The sequence below is a fragment of the Nostoc foliaceum FACHB-393 genome, from assembly GCF_014698505.1.
Taxonomy (GTDB): Bacteria; Cyanobacteriota; Cyanobacteriia; order Cyanobacteriales; family Nostocaceae; genus Nostoc; species Nostoc foliaceum_A.
Window position 1 is genome coordinate 45,170 of the sequence record NZ_JACJTD010000032.1, and the last position, 16,375, is coordinate 61,544.

The window sequence follows — 16,375 nt, forward strand, 5'->3', positions numbered from 1 at the left end:
TCCGATTCCCGACCCCCGATTGCCCTTTGCTGTAAAGCGACTAGCGCTTTTGAGGTAAACCTGCTGAAAAAGCGTAATCCCAGAATGATAAGCTAAACAGTGGCATAAAAATGTGACTTAGGATGAAGTAATAAATGGGTGTTTCTTCAACGACTCCTCATCTCTTACGGGCTGCTCGTGGTGAAGTAGTAGATCGTCCCCCTGTCTGGATGATGCGACAAGCAGGACGATATATGAAAGCATATCGAGACTTAAGAGATAAGTATCCTTCGTTTCGCGATCGCTCCGAAATTCCAGAAGTAGCAATTGAAGTTTCTTTGCAACCCTGGAGAGCCTTTCAGCCAGACGGAGTAATTTTATTTTCTGATATTGTCACCCCATTACCTGGTTTGGGTATTGACATGGATATTGCCGAAGGTAAAGGGCCAATCATTCACTCACCCCTCCGCACTCAAGAACAAATTGAGCGTCTGCATCCTTTAGAACCAGAAGCAGCTCTACCATTTATTAAGACAATTTTGCAGGCGTTGCGCTCCGAAGTGGGCGATAAATCAACGGTGTTAGGTTTCGTGGGTGCGCCGTGGACATTAGCAGCTTATGCGGTGGAAGGAAAAGGTTCTAAAACCTATTCCATCATCAAAAACATGGCATTCTCAGACCCGACGATACTGCATCAATTGTTAACTAAATTAGCAGATGCGATCGCCATCTATGCCCGCTATCAAATTGACTGTGGTGCTCAAGTTGTGCAAATGTTCGATTCTTGGGCGGGTCAATTGAGTCCTCAAGATTATGACACCTTTGCTCTCCCCTATCAGCAGAGAGTTTTCCAGCAAGTTAAGCAAACCCATCCCGATACACCATTAATTTTGCTAGTTAGCGGTAGTGCGGGTGTGTTGGAAAGAATGGGACAATCTGGCGCTGATATTGTCAGTGTAGACTGGGCCGTGGATATGGCAGACGCACGGGCTAGATTGGGCAAACAAGTCAAAGTTCAAGGAAATCTTGACCCAGGTGTGCTATTTGGCTCTAAACAGTTTATCCGCGATCGCATTCTTGATACCGTTCGCAAAGCTGGTAATTGGGGTCACATTCTCAATCTCGGTCACGGTGTCTTACCAGAAACTCCTGAAGAAAATGTCGCTTTCTTTTTTGAAACAGCAAAGGAACTGAATCTTGCAGGAGTTAAGGGTTAAGAGTCATTTAATTTTAGATTTTAGATTTTAGATTTTAGATTTTTCTTTTAATCCAAAATCCAAAATTCAAAATCTAAAATTCCCAGAGTTATCAGTTGGGATTCGGAACTTTTAACTTTATTCTTAACTCTTTAGTTTTAACTCCTAAATTTTGAAAAATTCTCTATGAGCCAGAAACGGATTTTAGTGACTGGTGCAAGTGGTTGTGTAGGTCATTATTTAACAGAAGCCTTAATAAAAGAAACAGATTACGAACTGTATCTACTAGTTAGGAACCCAAGCAAACTGCAAGTTGATATTAAGGCACGTTCGGGTATCAACGTTTTGCAAGGTGATATGCAAAATATTCGCCAATTTGCCGATTTGCTATCCACAATTGATACGGCAGTACTCACAGCCACAGCTTGGGGTGGTGATGAGACATTTGATATTAATGTCGTCAAAACTATAGAGTTGCTGGAAATGCTAGATCCAGAACGTTGCCAGCAGGTGATTTATTTTTCAACAGCTAGCGTTTTGGATCGGTACAATCAACCATTAAAAGAAGCCGGGGAAATTGGTACAGATTACATCCGTTCTAAATATGACTGCTTACAGAAAAAAGAAAAATTAGCGATCGCACCCAAAATTACCACAGTATTTCCTACTGTAGTGTTAGGCGGTGATGCGAATAAACCTTATTCTGCTGTCACATCTGGTATTCCAGAAGTTACAAAATATATTAATTTGATTCGCTTTTTAAAAGCAGATGGCAGTTTTCACTTTATCCACGGACGAGATATTGCTACTGTCGTGCGATATTTAATTGATCATCCTGTCAAAAATGATCAACCACGTCGGCTTGTTTTAGGTCAAGCACCGTTAACTGCTAATCAAGCAGTGAAAGAAGTTTGTGCTTATTTGGGCAAAAAGATTTACTTTCGCATTCCCATATCTATAGCATTGGCTAATTTGATTATTATTTTGTTCCGCATTCAGATGGCGGCTTGGGATCGGTTTTGTATGAACTATCGGCATTTTACTTATGAAAAATTCATCAATCCTGATAGTTTCGGCTTGCCAAATTATTGTGCAACCATGAGTGATGTTTTAAAAATTAGTGGCGTTAAACGTGCTAATAAATAGTCAATAACTCTTTGTCTCGTTCTCAGTCAGACTGGGAATGCCAAATGAAAGGCCGCTACCTTTTGACTTGCGACAGCAGACCAATCAGGTGCATTTCCAGGTAGAAACTGGAAACGAGGTTTTAATAAAAAGTCAATAACTCTTTATTTTCGTTAGAGTGGGATAACAATCAAAGTGTGAGGATTGATACTACATGCGAATCTTGTTAGTGTATCCAATATTTCCCAAAACTTTTTGGTCTTATGAAAAAATCTTGGAGTTAGTCGATCGCAAGGTTTTATTACCACCTCTGGGTTTAGTAACAGTAGCCGCGATTTTGCCCCAAGAATGGGAATTCAAACTGGTCGATCGCAACATCCGCCCAGCAACAGAAGAAGAGTGGGCATGGGCAGATGTAGTAATCCTCTCTGCGATGATTGTCCAGAAACAAGATTTACTTGAGCAAATCCAGGAAGCAAAAAAACGTGGCAAGCTAGTCGCAGTTGGCGGCCCGTACCCCACTTCTGTACCTCACGAAGTTGAAAATGTTGGCGCAGATTTTCTGATTCTGGATGAAGGCGAAATCACTCTCCCCATGTTTATTGAGGCAATTAAACGGGGTGAAACATCTGGCACTTTCCGCGCCACAGAAAAACCTGATGTCACAAGCACCCCAATACCCCGCTTTGATTTATTAGAATTGGATGCTTATGACATGATGTCGGTGCAGTTTTCGCGCGGGTGTCCTTTCCAGTGCGAATTTTGTGACATTATTGTTCTCTACGGGCGTAAACCACGCACCAAAACCCCAGCACAACTGTTAGCAGAGTTAGATTGCCTCTACGAATTGGGTTGGCGGCGGGGTGTGTTCATGGTGGATGACAACTTTATTGGCAACAAGCGAAATGTGAAATTGTTGCTGAAAGAGTTAAAAGTCTGGATGGCAGAACACAAATATCCCTTCCGATTTGACACTGAAGCTTCAATTGACTTAGCCCAAGACGCAGAAATGTTGGAGTTGATGGTTGAGTCTGGTTTCTCGGCGGTGTTTTTGGGAATTGAAACGCCGGATGAGGATAGTTTGCAAATGACCAAGAAGTTTCAAAATACTCGCAGTTCTCTAACTGAGGCAGTGGAAACCATTATCAAAGCCGGATTGCGCCCAATGGCTGGGTTTATTATCGGCTTTGATGGCGAAAAAGCAGGCGCAGGCGATCGCATTGTCCGCTTTGCTGAACAAGCAGCAATTCCCTCAACTACCTTTGCCATGTTACAAGCGTTACCTAATACCGCGCTTTGGCATCGCCTGAAAAAAGAAGGACGACTCCGGGAAAATCAAGATGGCAACATCAACCAAACAACATTGATGAACTTCCTTCCCACCCGCCCTCTGGAAGAACTTGCACGAGAATATATTGAGGCATTTTGTACTTTATACGATCCAGTACAGTACTTAGATCGCACCTACCGCTGTTTTCTGATGATGGGTTTGCCAAGTTGGAAAGCGCCAGCGAAAATGCCAGAGTGGGTGGTTGTGAAAGCGCTGCTAATTGTGATTTGGCGACAAGGAATCAAACGGGAAACCCGCTGGAAATTCTGGCATCATTTGTTCAGTATTCTCAAGCGTAACCCTGGAGTTGTTGAGCATTACATCTCTGCTTGCGCCCACAACGAGCATTTTCTAGAGTATCGCCAAATTGTGCGCGATCAAATAGAAAGTCAGCTAGCTGAATATCTAGCACAAGGTGCAGAACAGCCTTATGTGCTAGTGAAGGAAAAAGCTGAGGAAAAAGCTGAAGCGGTAGTTAGTTAGTTTGATTAGAAAATAACAATTGATCAATCCCATTTTCACCCGTCCATTTATACGGGTGAATTTTCGTGTGTAGTGGCATTTCTCAATTGTAGCGGTTTTCGTTTACGTGAGGTACACCCGTAGGGGCACGGCACTGCCGTGCCCCTACACCTCGTGATGTAATGTTGTACCGCATCTGAATTGGAACTGCCCCCTGCCTCCTTCATATTTTATCTACCGCGATCGCGTTCTAAATCATCAATTACTTTTTGCAAATACCACTCGTCTGACATCCCAGGATAATAATCTTGCTTCTGCTGAATTAATCGTTCGGCAATTTCCCAATACCCACCAACCATTTGCAAAAGGCGTTGACGTAATAGGTTATATTTTTGCTTTTTTGACTGTGGACTAAATTTTTGGATTTTTTCTAGGCTACTTAAGACTTGTTGATAATTTCCCCAGTCTTCTTGTTCACAAAAAATACTCGCCGCCCGTTGATAATTCTCCACAGCGTTTTGCATTTCTTCTATGCAAGTATAGGCAATGCCGCGATTGTAGTAAGCTTGAGCATCATCAGGATTGATTTGTAGTGCTTGGGTGTAATCTTGAATTGCACCGAGATAGTTGCCCATTGCCCGATAGGCATTACCTCTGGCAATATAGATTAAGGGATCTTGGGGTTGTATCTGGAGTGCTTGGTTGAAGTCTGCGATCGCACCTTGATGATCTCCCAACACAGAACGTGCTTTACCTCGATTGCGATAGACAATGGCATCTTGAAAATTTAGTCGCAATGCTTGATTAAAATCTGCGATCGCTTCTCGATAATTCCCCATTTTGCAACGCACAACCCCACGACAGCAGTAAGCTTGGGCATCTTGCGGATCGGCTTTTAATATCCAGTTTAAATCGGCGAGTGCCTCTTGGGTATCTCCCTTTTCAGCTTTTTCTAATAATTGCGTGAAATATTCCTTTGTGGATAAAATAGGCGCATTTGTGGAACGTGATTGCTGTACAGCAGGTAATTCTTGGGGCTGTAGCTGTTTAATTTGTTCCAGACACAGACGACAATTGTCTTTATCTTGTTGTTCTAGATATAATTGTGCAGCTTTTTTAAAGTTAGCGATCGCATCTTGAATATATCCCTGTTTGCGCCGCACTATCCCCCGCAAATTATAAGCAGCAGCGTAGTTGAGATTGAGACGAATAGCGCGTTCAACATCCTCTAGCGCCCCAGGCAAATTTTTCAGCGCCACTCTTGCCAATGCACGACAATAATATGCCTCTACACTCTCAGGATTCAGTTTCAAAGCTTCAGTATAATCTGAAACAGCTTTAAGTATTGCTCCTGAGTCATAATGTGCCAAACCCCGTTGCAAATAGGCTTCGGTAAAGTAAGGTGTTAATTGTAAAGCATGGTTAAATTCCTCAATTGCTCCAGCGTAGTCTTTTCGTCTAGCCTTTTCCAATCCTCTATTGTAGAATTCGTTATTCATGGCATTTGTTTGGTTGATTCAGTTAATTGAATTCCAGCAGGCTTGCTTCATAGCCTAACCTATGCACTCACTCTTAATATTCTAAGTATTCAGTGTGGTTTTGCTTCATTTCGTATTTTCAATGAATTAAAACGAACACATGCCGTAAATTTTATCGGCAGGATTAACCAATTAAATATTATACACCTCCAGATTTTAGAGTTAGATTTAGTACAAATATCGGATACAACTTTGATTAGTCTTATCAATAAGAAGTTATCCCAATGAAAATCAGAACTATCACAACAGGTATATCACTTCAATCTTTACGAGAACAGGAAAAAATTAGACAAGCGGCTGACTTTAATCAGCAAGCACAAATTGTATTTGAAAAACAAGGATATGAGGTACAAACAACGAGAATAGCCACTAATACCTGGGAAGAATATCTGCAAAACTTGTCAACAATTGAAATTATCCATGAAATTAAAAATCTCGAACAACTTTGCCAAAGTCTGAATATCAGCTTCTTCAATATTGGTTATGCCAGCCAACCCGAAACCATAGAGATAATTCCAGATATTAACAAAAATACATCAATTATTTATTGCTCTAGCAAAATTGGCGATAGAGAAACTGGCATCAATTTTGAGAATGCTAGGGAATCGGCCAAAGCTATTAAACGTATTTCCCAAGAAAGTGAAAATGGCGATGGTAACTTTCGCTTTTGTACATGGGCAAACTGCCAGCCAGATATCCCATTTTTCCCTACTGCATACCATACAGGCAATACATCTTTCGCTATAGGTTTAGAATTAAGTGACTTGGTAATGCAAGTATTTTCTCAGGCTAATAATATTACAACAGCAGAGCAGAACCTGCAATTATTTTTAGAATTGGAGTTAAATAAAATCGCAGTTATTGCTGATAAAATAGCTGATGAATTTGCCGTTAATTATAAAGGAATTGATACTTCTCTAGCTCCATCTTTGGATAAGAAAAACAGCATTGCTTTTGCTTATGAAAAATTGATGAGTGGCAAGTTTGGGCATTCCGGAACTCTAGCAATTTCTGGGATGTTGACTCGTGTGTTGAAAAGCGTATCAGTAAAAATCTGTGGCTACTCTGGGCTAATGCTTCCAGTTTGTGAAGATGTTGGATTAGCTACCAGAGCTAATGAGCAAACCTATGATATTACAAATTTATTATTATATTCAGCAGTTTGTGGCTGTGGACTGGATACAGTTCCAATTCCAGGTGATATAACAATAGAAAAAATTGCAGCTTTATTAATTGATATGGCAACTTTAGCCATCAAGTTAGATAAACCACTCTCAGCAAGATTATTTCCGATTCCAAATAAAAAAGCTGGGGAAATGACTACATTCAATTCCCCATATCTCGTAGATTGTAAAATATTTACAGTTGACTAAAATTATTCTGAAAGTAAGCTGGGAGAAGTCAGCACAAAAACATCTCTACTTCCCTGAGCATCAATCTGTGGTTTTATAGGAGTGGTAAAGTGGAAAAAATCATGATCATTGACCAATAAAAGTTCTCCTGGATTTAGAACTTTGCTAAACACAGGCTTTTCTTTTTTGGCAGTATACAAATGTGTTTCTCCACCTTGAATATTATCTCTATCTACTGAGAATATGCCAATAAAATCAGTACCATCTTGATGTATGCCTTCAGGTGCTGGATTACCCAAATTATCTGGCGAACAAATAGTTCTTATTTGATGAATTCCGATTTCAGCTTCAGGATGAAGTTTACAAGAATCACTAAATGCTAAGACAAGATTTCTAAAAATATCAAGTTCTATGAGTGCATCATCTAATTCTGCAAACTCTCTTTTTATATCACCCACTAATGGATTATACTCTTTACTTTGCAAGAGGTAGCCATGAGGTAATTTGATTAACTTATTTCCAGAGACTGTGAACCGAGATAATCGTCTCGAACGATAGTTGCCTTTGATATAAGGGTCAATAGGCATATTACTAAAAAATGCCTTGAAACCTTCTGGATTGATCGAATTGACTTTTCTTAGAGTAAACAGAAAAGCATATTCTAATTCCGTTGATGTCCACACTTTTTGCATAGGATTTACCTCCTTGCACATTGAAATTCTCCCGGATTTTTTATGGGAGACTTATAACACTTAGTATATGCTACTTTTTATTAATATGTTGTAAATTTAACTACAAAATTTGACACTTTGTGATATATAAAGTTACTCAAATTCTGTCACAGGGCGGAGTAATATTCATGGGTGTATGAGTAGCAGCTGAAAAGATTTGCTGATGGGGGTTCGGTTGCTAAGGAATCGACGTATATTTACTAGCAGCAACAAGGTTTTATAATGATTGACTGGCTTTACCGTTACCCACCTTTGTATCCCGGTGTTTTACTCAAGCGCTACAAGCGGTTTTTTGCTGATGTTCAACTTACTTCTGGCGAAATAGTGACAGCACACTGTCCTAATACAGGGCCAATGACTGGAGTCTCGACTCCTCAAAGTGCGGTACAGCTTTCCAAAAGTGATAATCTTAACCGCAAATTGGCTTACACTTTGGAACTAATTCAGGTACATGACAACGAGCCGACTTGGGTAGGTATAAATACTTTTTTGCCCAATCGAGTGGTAAAGCTAGCTTTGGCGAAACATCTTTTTCCAGAATTGGGTGAGTATAGCCAAATAAAGGGCGAGGTGGTTTATGGGCTAGATAAAAAAAGTCGAGTGGATTTTTTCTTAACGGGGAGTGATCAGGAACGCCCGATTTATTTAGAAGTGAAAAATACAACTTTGTCTGAGGAGAGATTAGCCTTATTTCCCGACACGGAAACTATAAGAGGACAGAAGCATTTGCGAGAACTAATGGCGCTGCTACCTCTAACTCGTGCGGTGATGCTTTATTTTATCAATCGCGGTGATTGTACCGAGTTTTCTCCTGGCGATCGCACAGATCCTGTATATGGTAAATTATTACGGGATGCGATCGCTCTTGGTTTAGAAGTTTTACCTTGTCGTTTTGACATTTCCCCCGAAGGTATCCGTTATTTGGGTTTGGCAAAACTAAAAATTTGATTACACCTAATTAGAGACTAGCAATTGCAACATCTCTACACCCATAAAACAATAAATCCATCTAGACAGTATCTAGATGGATTTGTTGGTAGTTGGTGTTAGCTAAAAAACATCCAACCAGACTGTAATGGAGAAACGACTATAGTTAGTTACCGCCCCAAAAATAGCATTCGCTATTCTGACGTTTGCTTATGCAGGGATCAAAACTGTGTCAATTACGTGGATGACACCGTTATCAGCAGCAACATCTGCTGCTGCAACTGTTGCATCATTGATTTTAACGCCATTAGAAGCGTCAATTTTTACATCTGAACCTTCAACTGTTTTAGCTGTCTTCAGTTTAGCTACATCAGCAGCTAGTACCTTCCCTGAGACTACATGATAGGTCAAAATTTTCTTGAGCTTTGGAATATCTTTCAGTAATGCGTCTACTGTACCTGCTGGAAGCTTATTAAATGCTTCATCAGTAGGTGCGAAGACGGTAAATGGCCCATCACTTTTCAGTGTATCTTCTAGACCAGCCGCTTGGATTGCTGCAACTAGTGTCTTGAAAGAACCATTATTAGTGGCAGTATCAATTATGTTGGCCATGTGCTTTACCTAGTTCTGTGTAACTTGTTACAAATCTAAACTATTTGTTTAATAAAATCTATCTATCGTTGGGCGTAGGTCAAATCAAATTTTTTATTGGTATCATAAAAGATTGTATATATTTTTATACAAATAAAGAATTATACGTACATTGTCTGGGCGAATGAGTTGCAAATACTCCTGGATGCGGCTGTTAACTAGTATCAATACAGCACTCTTTTTACCAAAAAGTCAGTTAAATAGATAAATAGAACTATTTAGTTGGTATAAATATGATTTTAGATATTTAGGAAACATCTGGTTGTTTTAGAGAAAAACCTATGCCCCACGGGCAATACAGGTATTTGTTAAGTTTTAGCTGCGCTTGCGATCGCTTTTTGCCAAGATTTATTAACCAAAAAAGTTGGTAATAAACCTATTTGTAATGAATATTATTTCATCACTAAATACATTTAACTTTTTATCTATGTAACTATACTTGCAAAATATAAACGGCTTATCACATTAATGCTTTTAGCAATTGTGCTCAAATACGATGCAAATAGGGCAATTTTTAATTAACATCAAAAACATCCCTTCAAAAACGAGAAGTTTACCTCTGCAATTGTCAATATTTTTTGACACTACTAGCATTCAACTTTCAGATAATGTTTGGCTTAATGTCATAAAAACAATATAGAGGTATTGGCAAATACAGTAGCCCTAAATCGATTGTGAGAAAATAATAAGGTTGTGAATGTCACTAAGTGTTGGGTGCAAAATGTGGAGACGTTCGCTAACTGAATTGAACGAAGCCTATCGAAAACTTCGTGAAATCAAAAGCGCATTTACACACAAACTTATAAGGTAATTAAAATGACTTACGATTCAGAAGATGTGCAAAAAATCCTTCAAATAGCGCTCACTCGTAAACAGGAAGGTGAATTTTCACGAGAACAGCTTGTAGAAATGGCATCTGAGTTAGGCATTTCTTCTGATATTTTAGAAACAACCGAAAAAAAGTGGTTAGCTCAACAAGAAGAGGAACGTTCACGGCACACATTTAATACTTTCCGACGCAAAGCCTTTTGGACACAATTTATTTCCTTCCTAGCGGTAAATTCCTTTCTCATTCTCTTGAATTTAATAACCAGTCCTAGTTATTTTTGGGCTATCTTCCCAGTATTAGGATGGGGGTTAGGACTATTTTTTCATTGGTGGAGTGTTTATCAGACTAAATCAGAGAATTACGAGATAGCCTTTCAGAAATGGCGTGCAAAAATTTAACTTCTATTGACTTTTAAGAATGGAAATGCGAAGGAGATGCTTTAACTTTTATAGCGGTTCCTATTCAGATGCGGTACAAAATTACATCACGAAATGTAGGGGCACGGCACTGCCCCTACGGGTGTACCTCACGTAAACAATCAGGTTTTGGTTGTCAGTATACTTTGCAAAACTGAAGTTGGATTCCTATAATTTTTTGGGGCGATCGCTTCACTAGTCACTGTGGCGGAAGTTTGCCTACCTTTAACAAAGGGATTTTGCCCCTTGTTAAGCTCCAAGCCTTGTTAATTGAGATGGTAGGTGGATTTATGCTGTGCTTCACTAGTGGGAGTGATCTTTCACCTAGAAATGGAGAAATTTCCGTACTTGATACTCTGCTGACTCCACTATTGGAGAGGATTCTCCTAGTAGTTGGATAAATTTGTCTTCAATAGTCGGCAAATCTGCTTGGGGCAAGGCTTTCAACTGCTCCAGTGTCGCCCAACGAATCATGAGGATAACTTCTGTGTGGTCATTGGGGCTTATCCAAACCTTTTTACCGAGAAATTTAGGATATTCAGCCAGCGCTATTGTCCAAATTTGCGTGTCCTTTTAGATAAAATTTTCCCTTAAATTTGGGGCAACCTTAAACTTGAGTCGTTCTATAAGCACACCCTGTGATCTCTGTGTTTGCTAATTTGCCAAAATAGAGATGTAGGCAATCAAGCTACGCTTTTAACATAGCTTGATTGCCTACACTCAGGAGCAAGGATCGGCTGGTTTGAAACAAGTAAGAGGAAGGGAGTATGGACAGCAACAACTGGTTGCAACAGCTAATGATGGTGGGTCTTGGCACAACGTCTTTAGTAGCAGAAAAACTACGCCAAGTCAGCGATGATTTAGTTAAAGACGGTAAGCTCAATCCTGAGCAAGCCAAGGCAGTTATAGATGATATTGCCCAGCAGTTAAAGTCGGAGCAGGGAAACTTCGATGTCCAAATGCAACGGCAAATGCGAAATATGATGCAAGATTTGGGGGTAGCTCGTCAGTCGGAAGTGGACGAACTGCGCGGTAGAATTGATCGTTTAGAGCGTCAATTGCGCGATTTGGAAAATAAGCTTTGGCGTTAGGATGTCCTTTCTGATTTAAACTAAATGTGTCCTGTTGGTAATCTTTTTGCCAGGATACCTAAGTAAGGAGAACTGATTTTGAAACCAATTTTCCTCAGCGTGGCGTTCATGCTGGTGTGTGTTGTGCTTTTGGCTGTGGGGCAAGTAGGCAGTAAACAGAATACTGCCATTGCTGCCCAGTTAACGCAAACGCCGCCAGCGCCCACAACTGTAACTGAAAATAATACTCTAATTGCGAGCAATACTATGTCTAAAGCTGATGCCGTAACCACCCCCTCTGGATTGAAGTATGTCGAGTTAAAAGAGGGGACTGGTGCGACTCCTCAACCTGGACAAACGGTTGAAGTTCACTATGTCGGCACTCTAGAAGATGGTACTAAGTTTGATAGTTCACGCGATCGCGGCCAACCCTTCAGCTTTAAAATTGGCGTTGGACAGGTAATCAAAGGTTGGGATGAAGGACTTAGCACTATGAAGGTAGGCGGTCGTCGTCAGTTAATCATCCCCTCAGAGTTAGGTTATGGCGCTCGTGGTGCCGGTGGCGTGATTCCACCCAACGCAACTCTGCTGTTTGATGTGGAATTACTCGGAGTTAAGTAGGGATTAGAGACTGGGGAATTGGGCATTAGTTTTTCCCAATTCCTAGCCCCCAATTCAATAGCTAAATTTTTAAATTTTGAAACTTTGTAAACTGTGGATTAAACAAAAGTTTCGCAGTACCTGTAGGCCCGTTGCGGTGTTTCGCTATAATTACTTCTGCAATGCCGCGATCGGGAGTATCAGGAGAATAATATTCATCGCGGTACAACATTATTACTAAATCCGCATCTTGTTCAATACTTCCACTTTCTCTCAAATCAGATAACATTGGACGCTTGTTAGTACGTGCTTCCACCCCTCGGCTCAACTGAGATAAAGCAATAACTGGTACAGACAATTCACGCGCTAAACCTTTGAGTTGACGTGTAATTTTTGATAATTCTTGAACGCGATTATCGCCTGCTCCTTCCATCAATTGCAAGTAATCTATTACAATTAATCCTAATTCAGTTCCAACTTCCGCTTGCAGTCTTCTTGCCTGACTACGCATTTGTGTAACTGTAATATTCGGCGTGTCGTCAATATAAATTGGCATCTCGGAAAGGATACCAATAGCACGGCTTAAAGGTTCCCACTGTGTTTGACTGAGGCGACCAGTTCGCAGATAACTACTTTCAATTTGCGCTTCGCTAGCTAATAGTCGTTGCGTCAATTGCTCTTTTGACATTTCCAAGCTGAAGACAGCAACTGGTAATTTATAAGAAGCAGCGATGTTATGAGCAAGGTTCAAGCAAAAGGCCGTTTTCCCCATTGATGGCCTGCCCGCGACAATAATCAAATCGGAACGTTGAAAGCCGCTGGTCATCGCATCTAAATCGTAAAATCCGCAGGGAATACCAGGTAAAGCGATGCCTTGATTTCGATCCTCAATATCCTGGAAATTATTAATTAGAGTATCAGAAATATGAACTAAACCTGATTGAGGACGTTCTTGAGTTACGCCGAATACTTTCTGTTCTGCCTGATCTAAAACCTGTGGTAACTCGGTTTCTGTCTCGTAACCAAGATGTACAATTTCATTGCCAGCTTTAATTAACTGTCGCCGCAGGTATTTTTCCATCACTAACCCTGCTAAGGCGTCAATGTTTACGGCTGACACTGTACGATCTACCAGAGTTGCTAACTTATTTCTGCCACCAATGCGGGCAAGGATCTCATGGTCAGTCAGCCAACTTGTGACTGAGAGTAAATCTGTGGGTTTACCTTGGGCGTGGAGCCTCACAGCTGCTTGATAAATATCTTTGTGAGCGCTAATGTAAAAAGCTTCGGGAAGGAGGCGATCGCTAACTCGACTAATCGCTTCTGGATCTAGTAAAATACCACCCAAAATCGCTTCTTCCGCCTCAATATTTTGTGGTGGGAGGCGATTGCTACCATCGCCTTGAAAACTCAGTTCTTCAGCCATAAACGATTTTAGTTTTGAGATGAAAGCTAGTTAGGAGTACAGACGTGATTAATCGCGTCTGTACAAAAGTTAGCCTGCTGTCTCCTAGCTAGCGACGACTTGAATATCGACTTGTGCCGTTACTTCCAAATACAGCTTGATTTCAGCTTGATAAGTACCAAGGTGGTTAATATCGGGGATGGTAATTCCACGCCGATCGATTTCTTGACCGGTGGCTGCCTTAATTGCATCTGCAACATCTTGGGTGGTGATAGTACCGAAAATTGCTTCGTTTTCACCAACTGGCTTGGCAATTGTCAAGCTGCCAACTTTTTCTAAAGATTCTTTTTGCTCAAGAGCTTGTTGTCTAAGTTCTAATTGCCGTTGACGCTCTTGCTCACGACGGCGTTCTACTTGCTTGAGAATACCAGGAGTGGCATTAGTTGCCAATTTCTGGGGAATCAGATAATTACGAGCGTAGCCAGGAGCTACTTCCACTAAGTCGCCAGATTTTCCCAGCTTGCTGATATCCTGATTTAAAACTAACTGTACGCGTTTCGCCATCGTTTTTCCTGTAAAATCTGATTAATTTGGGTTTGGGTAGGATAGCTCACAATGTCAATGCTGTATTCCAAGCTTCTTTACCTATACCCTAAAGCTTACAGATCGTAGCGAAAGGAAGGGTGCGATCGCAACTATTAGCGCTAGAAAATTGATAGGGAATGCTCAATGCCTAAAAGTTATTTCTCATTTCCCGTATCCGCGCAAAGGTTTGGACTGCATCGCTACTTTTAACAGTTAATTGTAATGATTGCTGATCCCAACGTAAAAAGGGATTAGTTTGCTTCTCCACTCCTAGCAGCGAGGGGATTGTAGCTTCTCCTCGACTACGGTAAGCTTTTACTTCATTAAAACGTCTTTGTAAGTCGGCGTTGCCGCCATCCACGGTTAGGGCAAATTGCAGATTTTTTAAGGTGTATTCGTGGGCGCACCAGACGCGTGTATCATCGGGTAGAGAGCGCAGTTTGCTTAAAGAGTTCACCATTTGGCTAGGTGTTCCTTCAAACAAGCGACCGCAACCGCCAGAAAATAAGGTATCGCCGCAAAATAAATCGCCTGTCTCACCAGCTTTTTCGGGAGGAAAGTAGTAAACGATGTGAGCGCGGGTATGTCCGGGAACGAAGACAACCTCAGCTATGCGGTCTGCAAACTGGACGCGATCGCCTTGTTGCAAAAACACCTGTTGTCCGGGAATTCTACCACGATCCTCAGCTCCTCCATAAACTATCAGTTGGGGGAATTGTTCTATTAGTTGCTTATTACCACCCACATGATCGTTATGGTGGTGCGTGTTAAAAATTGCTACTAACTCAGCTTTTAATTCTGCCAGTTTCTTTAATACTGGTTGAGACTCCGCTGGATCGACAACAGCGGCGATATTTTGTTTGTCATCATGCAACAAGAATATATAGTTGTCTGAGAGTGCTTCCAGACGGATTACCTGCATTACCTGTGCCTCCCTTACAACATAATAAATTTTTTGTATTGAGTAGCAATCTTACATTCCAGTGAATAATCATGCTACCTCCACAAGCTATATCAAGTGTTCATACTTTGTTTATTATAGCTATATTGCAGTATTAACCATGATATTACACAACCGTGCTTACACGGTAATTATACTTAAATCAAGTCAACTTCAGATGAATTTATCAGTGAATTTTCTCTGGGAATAGCTACAAATACAAAGTTAAATTAATTTTATTATTTATTTACTTAAAAATAAGAAATTGTTAAGTTTATATTTTGCTTATCTCTACTCTATCAGATTTGGCTATAACTCAAACTAGAGTAAGATTTTATGAAAATAAATATAAATCTAATTTCCAAAGTAAACAACAATTGTTATTTTAATTTATGTCAACACAAACTAAAGGATTTATTACAATTTTAACTGGGCTTTACTCTTTTCAAGATTGTATTCATTTTTTAGCCGCAGTTAGGAAGTTTCATCAAGAGCCAATTATTATTTTAATTGACCAAGTTCCAATAATTCTTTATCCATTGCTTAAGGCATTCAAAAATGTAATTTTAAAGCCAGCACCTGCAAATGAAAATACTGTTTTAGCATCACGGCAAGCTAAGTTAGCTCTATATGCGGCTTCTGAATTTGATAAAACGATTTATCTAGATTCAGATATTTGTTTACTTTCGGATATCAATGATGTATTTGATTATTTAGATGAATATGACTTTTTGCTAACTGAAGATGTACAACCTTCTATTGTCAAGGCTACAAACTTATTACGTGGTAAACAAGAAGACCTTTTGCCAAATGTTTTGCCAATTTTGCAATCAGTAGGGTTACCATTACAAGAAGATAGTGTGCAGTATAATGGCGGTTTTATGGCTTTTCGGAAAACAGAAGTAACCAAGATATTTTTTGAAGAATTTCAACGTTATTTTGAGATTGTCAAAAATAACCAAGAGAAATTACTCTTAAAAGATCAAGGAGCTTTTGCTTCTGCGATCGCATCTGTACGCCCTCACATGAAAATACTGCCACCTACTTATAATTATCTCAGTAAGTGGCAGGATGCTTATAATATTCAGGATCAAATTAAAGTCCTTCATTGTACTTATCCTTATCGACCTCAGTATGCTAAAAATATTAGTCGTTCCTTATATACAAGAATTTTTGACAGATTTGCTAAAGTATTTTTACCGAATCAAGTTACAAATCCTTGGCGCACTAAATAAAAAT

Annotated in this window: 16 protein-coding genes; 9 read left to right on the plus strand and 7 right to left on the minus strand. The window is 40.1% G+C overall.

Annotated elements, in window-relative coordinates:
* Positions 1–134: 134 nt before the first annotated feature.
* The 3 genes from hemE to H6G92_RS23485 all read left to right on the plus strand — a co-directional run bounded on the left by hemE (position 135) and on the right by H6G92_RS23485 (position 4,113).
* Positions 135–1,196, plus strand: coding sequence for a uroporphyrinogen decarboxylase (gene hemE, locus H6G92_RS23475; RefSeq protein WP_190896279.1), 1,062 nt, complete (start codon positions 135–137; stop codon positions 1,194–1,196).
* A gap of 165 nt (positions 1,197–1,361) precedes the next feature.
* Positions 1,362–2,321: an NAD-dependent epimerase/dehydratase family protein gene (locus tag H6G92_RS23480; RefSeq protein ID WP_190896281.1), complete on the plus strand. Its 960-nt coding sequence runs from the start codon at positions 1,362–1,364 to the stop codon at positions 2,319–2,321.
* Positions 2,322–2,514: 193 nt separating this feature from the next.
* Positions 2,515–4,113 carry a B12-binding domain-containing radical SAM protein gene (locus tag H6G92_RS23485; RefSeq protein WP_190896284.1) on the plus strand — a complete coding sequence of 533 codons (1,599 nt, stop codon included), beginning with the start codon at positions 2,515–2,517 and terminating at the stop codon, positions 4,111–4,113.
* 209 nt (positions 4,114–4,322) lie between these two features.
* Here the strand turns inward: H6G92_RS23485 and H6G92_RS23490 are convergent, their stop codons facing one another.
* On the minus strand, positions 4,323–5,591 hold the full coding sequence (locus H6G92_RS23490; RefSeq protein WP_190896286.1) for a tetratricopeptide repeat protein: 1,269 nt from the start codon (positions 5,589–5,591) through the stop codon (positions 4,323–4,325).
* A gap of 263 nt (positions 5,592–5,854) precedes the next feature.
* Here H6G92_RS23490 and H6G92_RS23495 point away from each other — a divergent pair, with 263 nt between their 5' ends.
* Entirely contained in the window at positions 5,855–7,003 is a 1,149-nt protein-coding gene (locus H6G92_RS23495; RefSeq protein ID WP_190896288.1) for a DUF711 family protein, read from the plus strand.
* A gap of 2 nt (positions 7,004–7,005) precedes the next feature.
* Here the strand turns inward: H6G92_RS23495 and H6G92_RS23500 are convergent, their stop codons facing one another.
* Positions 7,006–7,674 carry a 2OG-Fe dioxygenase family protein gene (locus H6G92_RS23500; protein WP_190896290.1) on the minus strand — a complete coding sequence of 223 codons (669 nt, stop codon included), beginning with the start codon at positions 7,672–7,674 and terminating at the stop codon, positions 7,006–7,008.
* Positions 7,675–7,935: 261 nt separating this feature from the next.
* Here H6G92_RS23500 and sfsA point away from each other — a divergent pair, with 261 nt between their 5' ends.
* Positions 7,936–8,661, plus strand: a complete 726-nt coding sequence (gene sfsA, locus H6G92_RS23505; protein ID WP_190896292.1) for a DNA/RNA nuclease SfsA — start codon at positions 7,936–7,938, stop codon at positions 8,659–8,661.
* A gap of 189 nt (positions 8,662–8,850) precedes the next feature.
* Here sfsA and H6G92_RS23510 read toward each other — a convergent pair whose 3' ends face one another.
* Positions 8,851–9,252: a fasciclin domain-containing protein gene (locus H6G92_RS23510; RefSeq protein ID WP_190896294.1), complete on the minus strand. Its 402-nt coding sequence runs from the start codon at positions 9,250–9,252 to the stop codon at positions 8,851–8,853.
* Positions 9,253–10,107: 855 nt separating this feature from the next.
* On the opposite strand from H6G92_RS23510, the gene H6G92_RS23515 reads away from it, so the two are divergent.
* Positions 10,108–10,518, plus strand: a complete 411-nt coding sequence (locus tag H6G92_RS23515) for a 2TM domain-containing protein (RefSeq protein ID WP_190896296.1) — start codon at positions 10,108–10,110, stop codon at positions 10,516–10,518.
* A gap of 342 nt (positions 10,519–10,860) precedes the next feature.
* On the opposite strand, the gene H6G92_RS23520 is transcribed toward H6G92_RS23515, so the two are convergent.
* Positions 10,861–11,097: a TIGR03792 family protein gene (locus tag H6G92_RS23520; RefSeq protein WP_390625466.1), complete on the minus strand. Its 237-nt coding sequence runs from the start codon at positions 11,095–11,097 to the stop codon at positions 10,861–10,863.
* A gap of 206 nt (positions 11,098–11,303) precedes the next feature.
* Between H6G92_RS23520 and H6G92_RS23525 the strand changes: the two genes are divergently transcribed.
* Positions 11,304–11,627: a phasin family protein gene (locus tag H6G92_RS23525; RefSeq protein ID WP_190896299.1), complete on the plus strand. Its 324-nt coding sequence runs from the start codon at positions 11,304–11,306 to the stop codon at positions 11,625–11,627.
* A gap of 78 nt (positions 11,628–11,705) precedes the next feature.
* A complete protein-coding gene (locus tag H6G92_RS23530) occupies positions 11,706–12,227 on the plus strand; it encodes an FKBP-type peptidyl-prolyl cis-trans isomerase (RefSeq protein ID WP_190896301.1) in 522 nt (173 codons plus the stop codon).
* A gap of 61 nt (positions 12,228–12,288) precedes the next feature.
* Here the strand turns inward: H6G92_RS23530 and dnaB are convergent, their stop codons facing one another.
* The 3 genes from dnaB to gloB all read right to left on the minus strand — a co-directional run bounded on the left by dnaB (position 12,289) and on the right by gloB (position 15,118).
* Positions 12,289–13,632: a replicative DNA helicase gene (gene dnaB / locus H6G92_RS23535; RefSeq protein WP_190896303.1), complete on the minus strand. Its 1,344-nt coding sequence runs from the start codon at positions 13,630–13,632 to the stop codon at positions 12,289–12,291.
* An 84-nt stretch (positions 13,633–13,716) separates the two neighbouring features.
* Entirely contained in the window at positions 13,717–14,175 is a 459-nt protein-coding gene (gene rplI / locus H6G92_RS23540) for a 50S ribosomal protein L9 (protein ID WP_190896305.1), read from the minus strand.
* 169 nt (positions 14,176–14,344) lie between these two features.
* Entirely contained in the window at positions 14,345–15,118 is a 774-nt protein-coding gene (gloB, locus tag H6G92_RS23545; RefSeq protein ID WP_190896307.1) for a hydroxyacylglutathione hydrolase, read from the minus strand.
* A gap of 410 nt (positions 15,119–15,528) precedes the next feature.
* Between gloB and H6G92_RS23550 the strand changes: the two genes are divergently transcribed.
* Positions 15,529–16,371 carry a putative nucleotide-diphospho-sugar transferase gene (locus tag H6G92_RS23550; RefSeq protein WP_190896309.1) on the plus strand — a complete coding sequence of 281 codons (843 nt, stop codon included), beginning with the start codon at positions 15,529–15,531 and terminating at the stop codon, positions 16,369–16,371.
* Positions 16,372–16,375 lie beyond the last annotated feature (4 nt).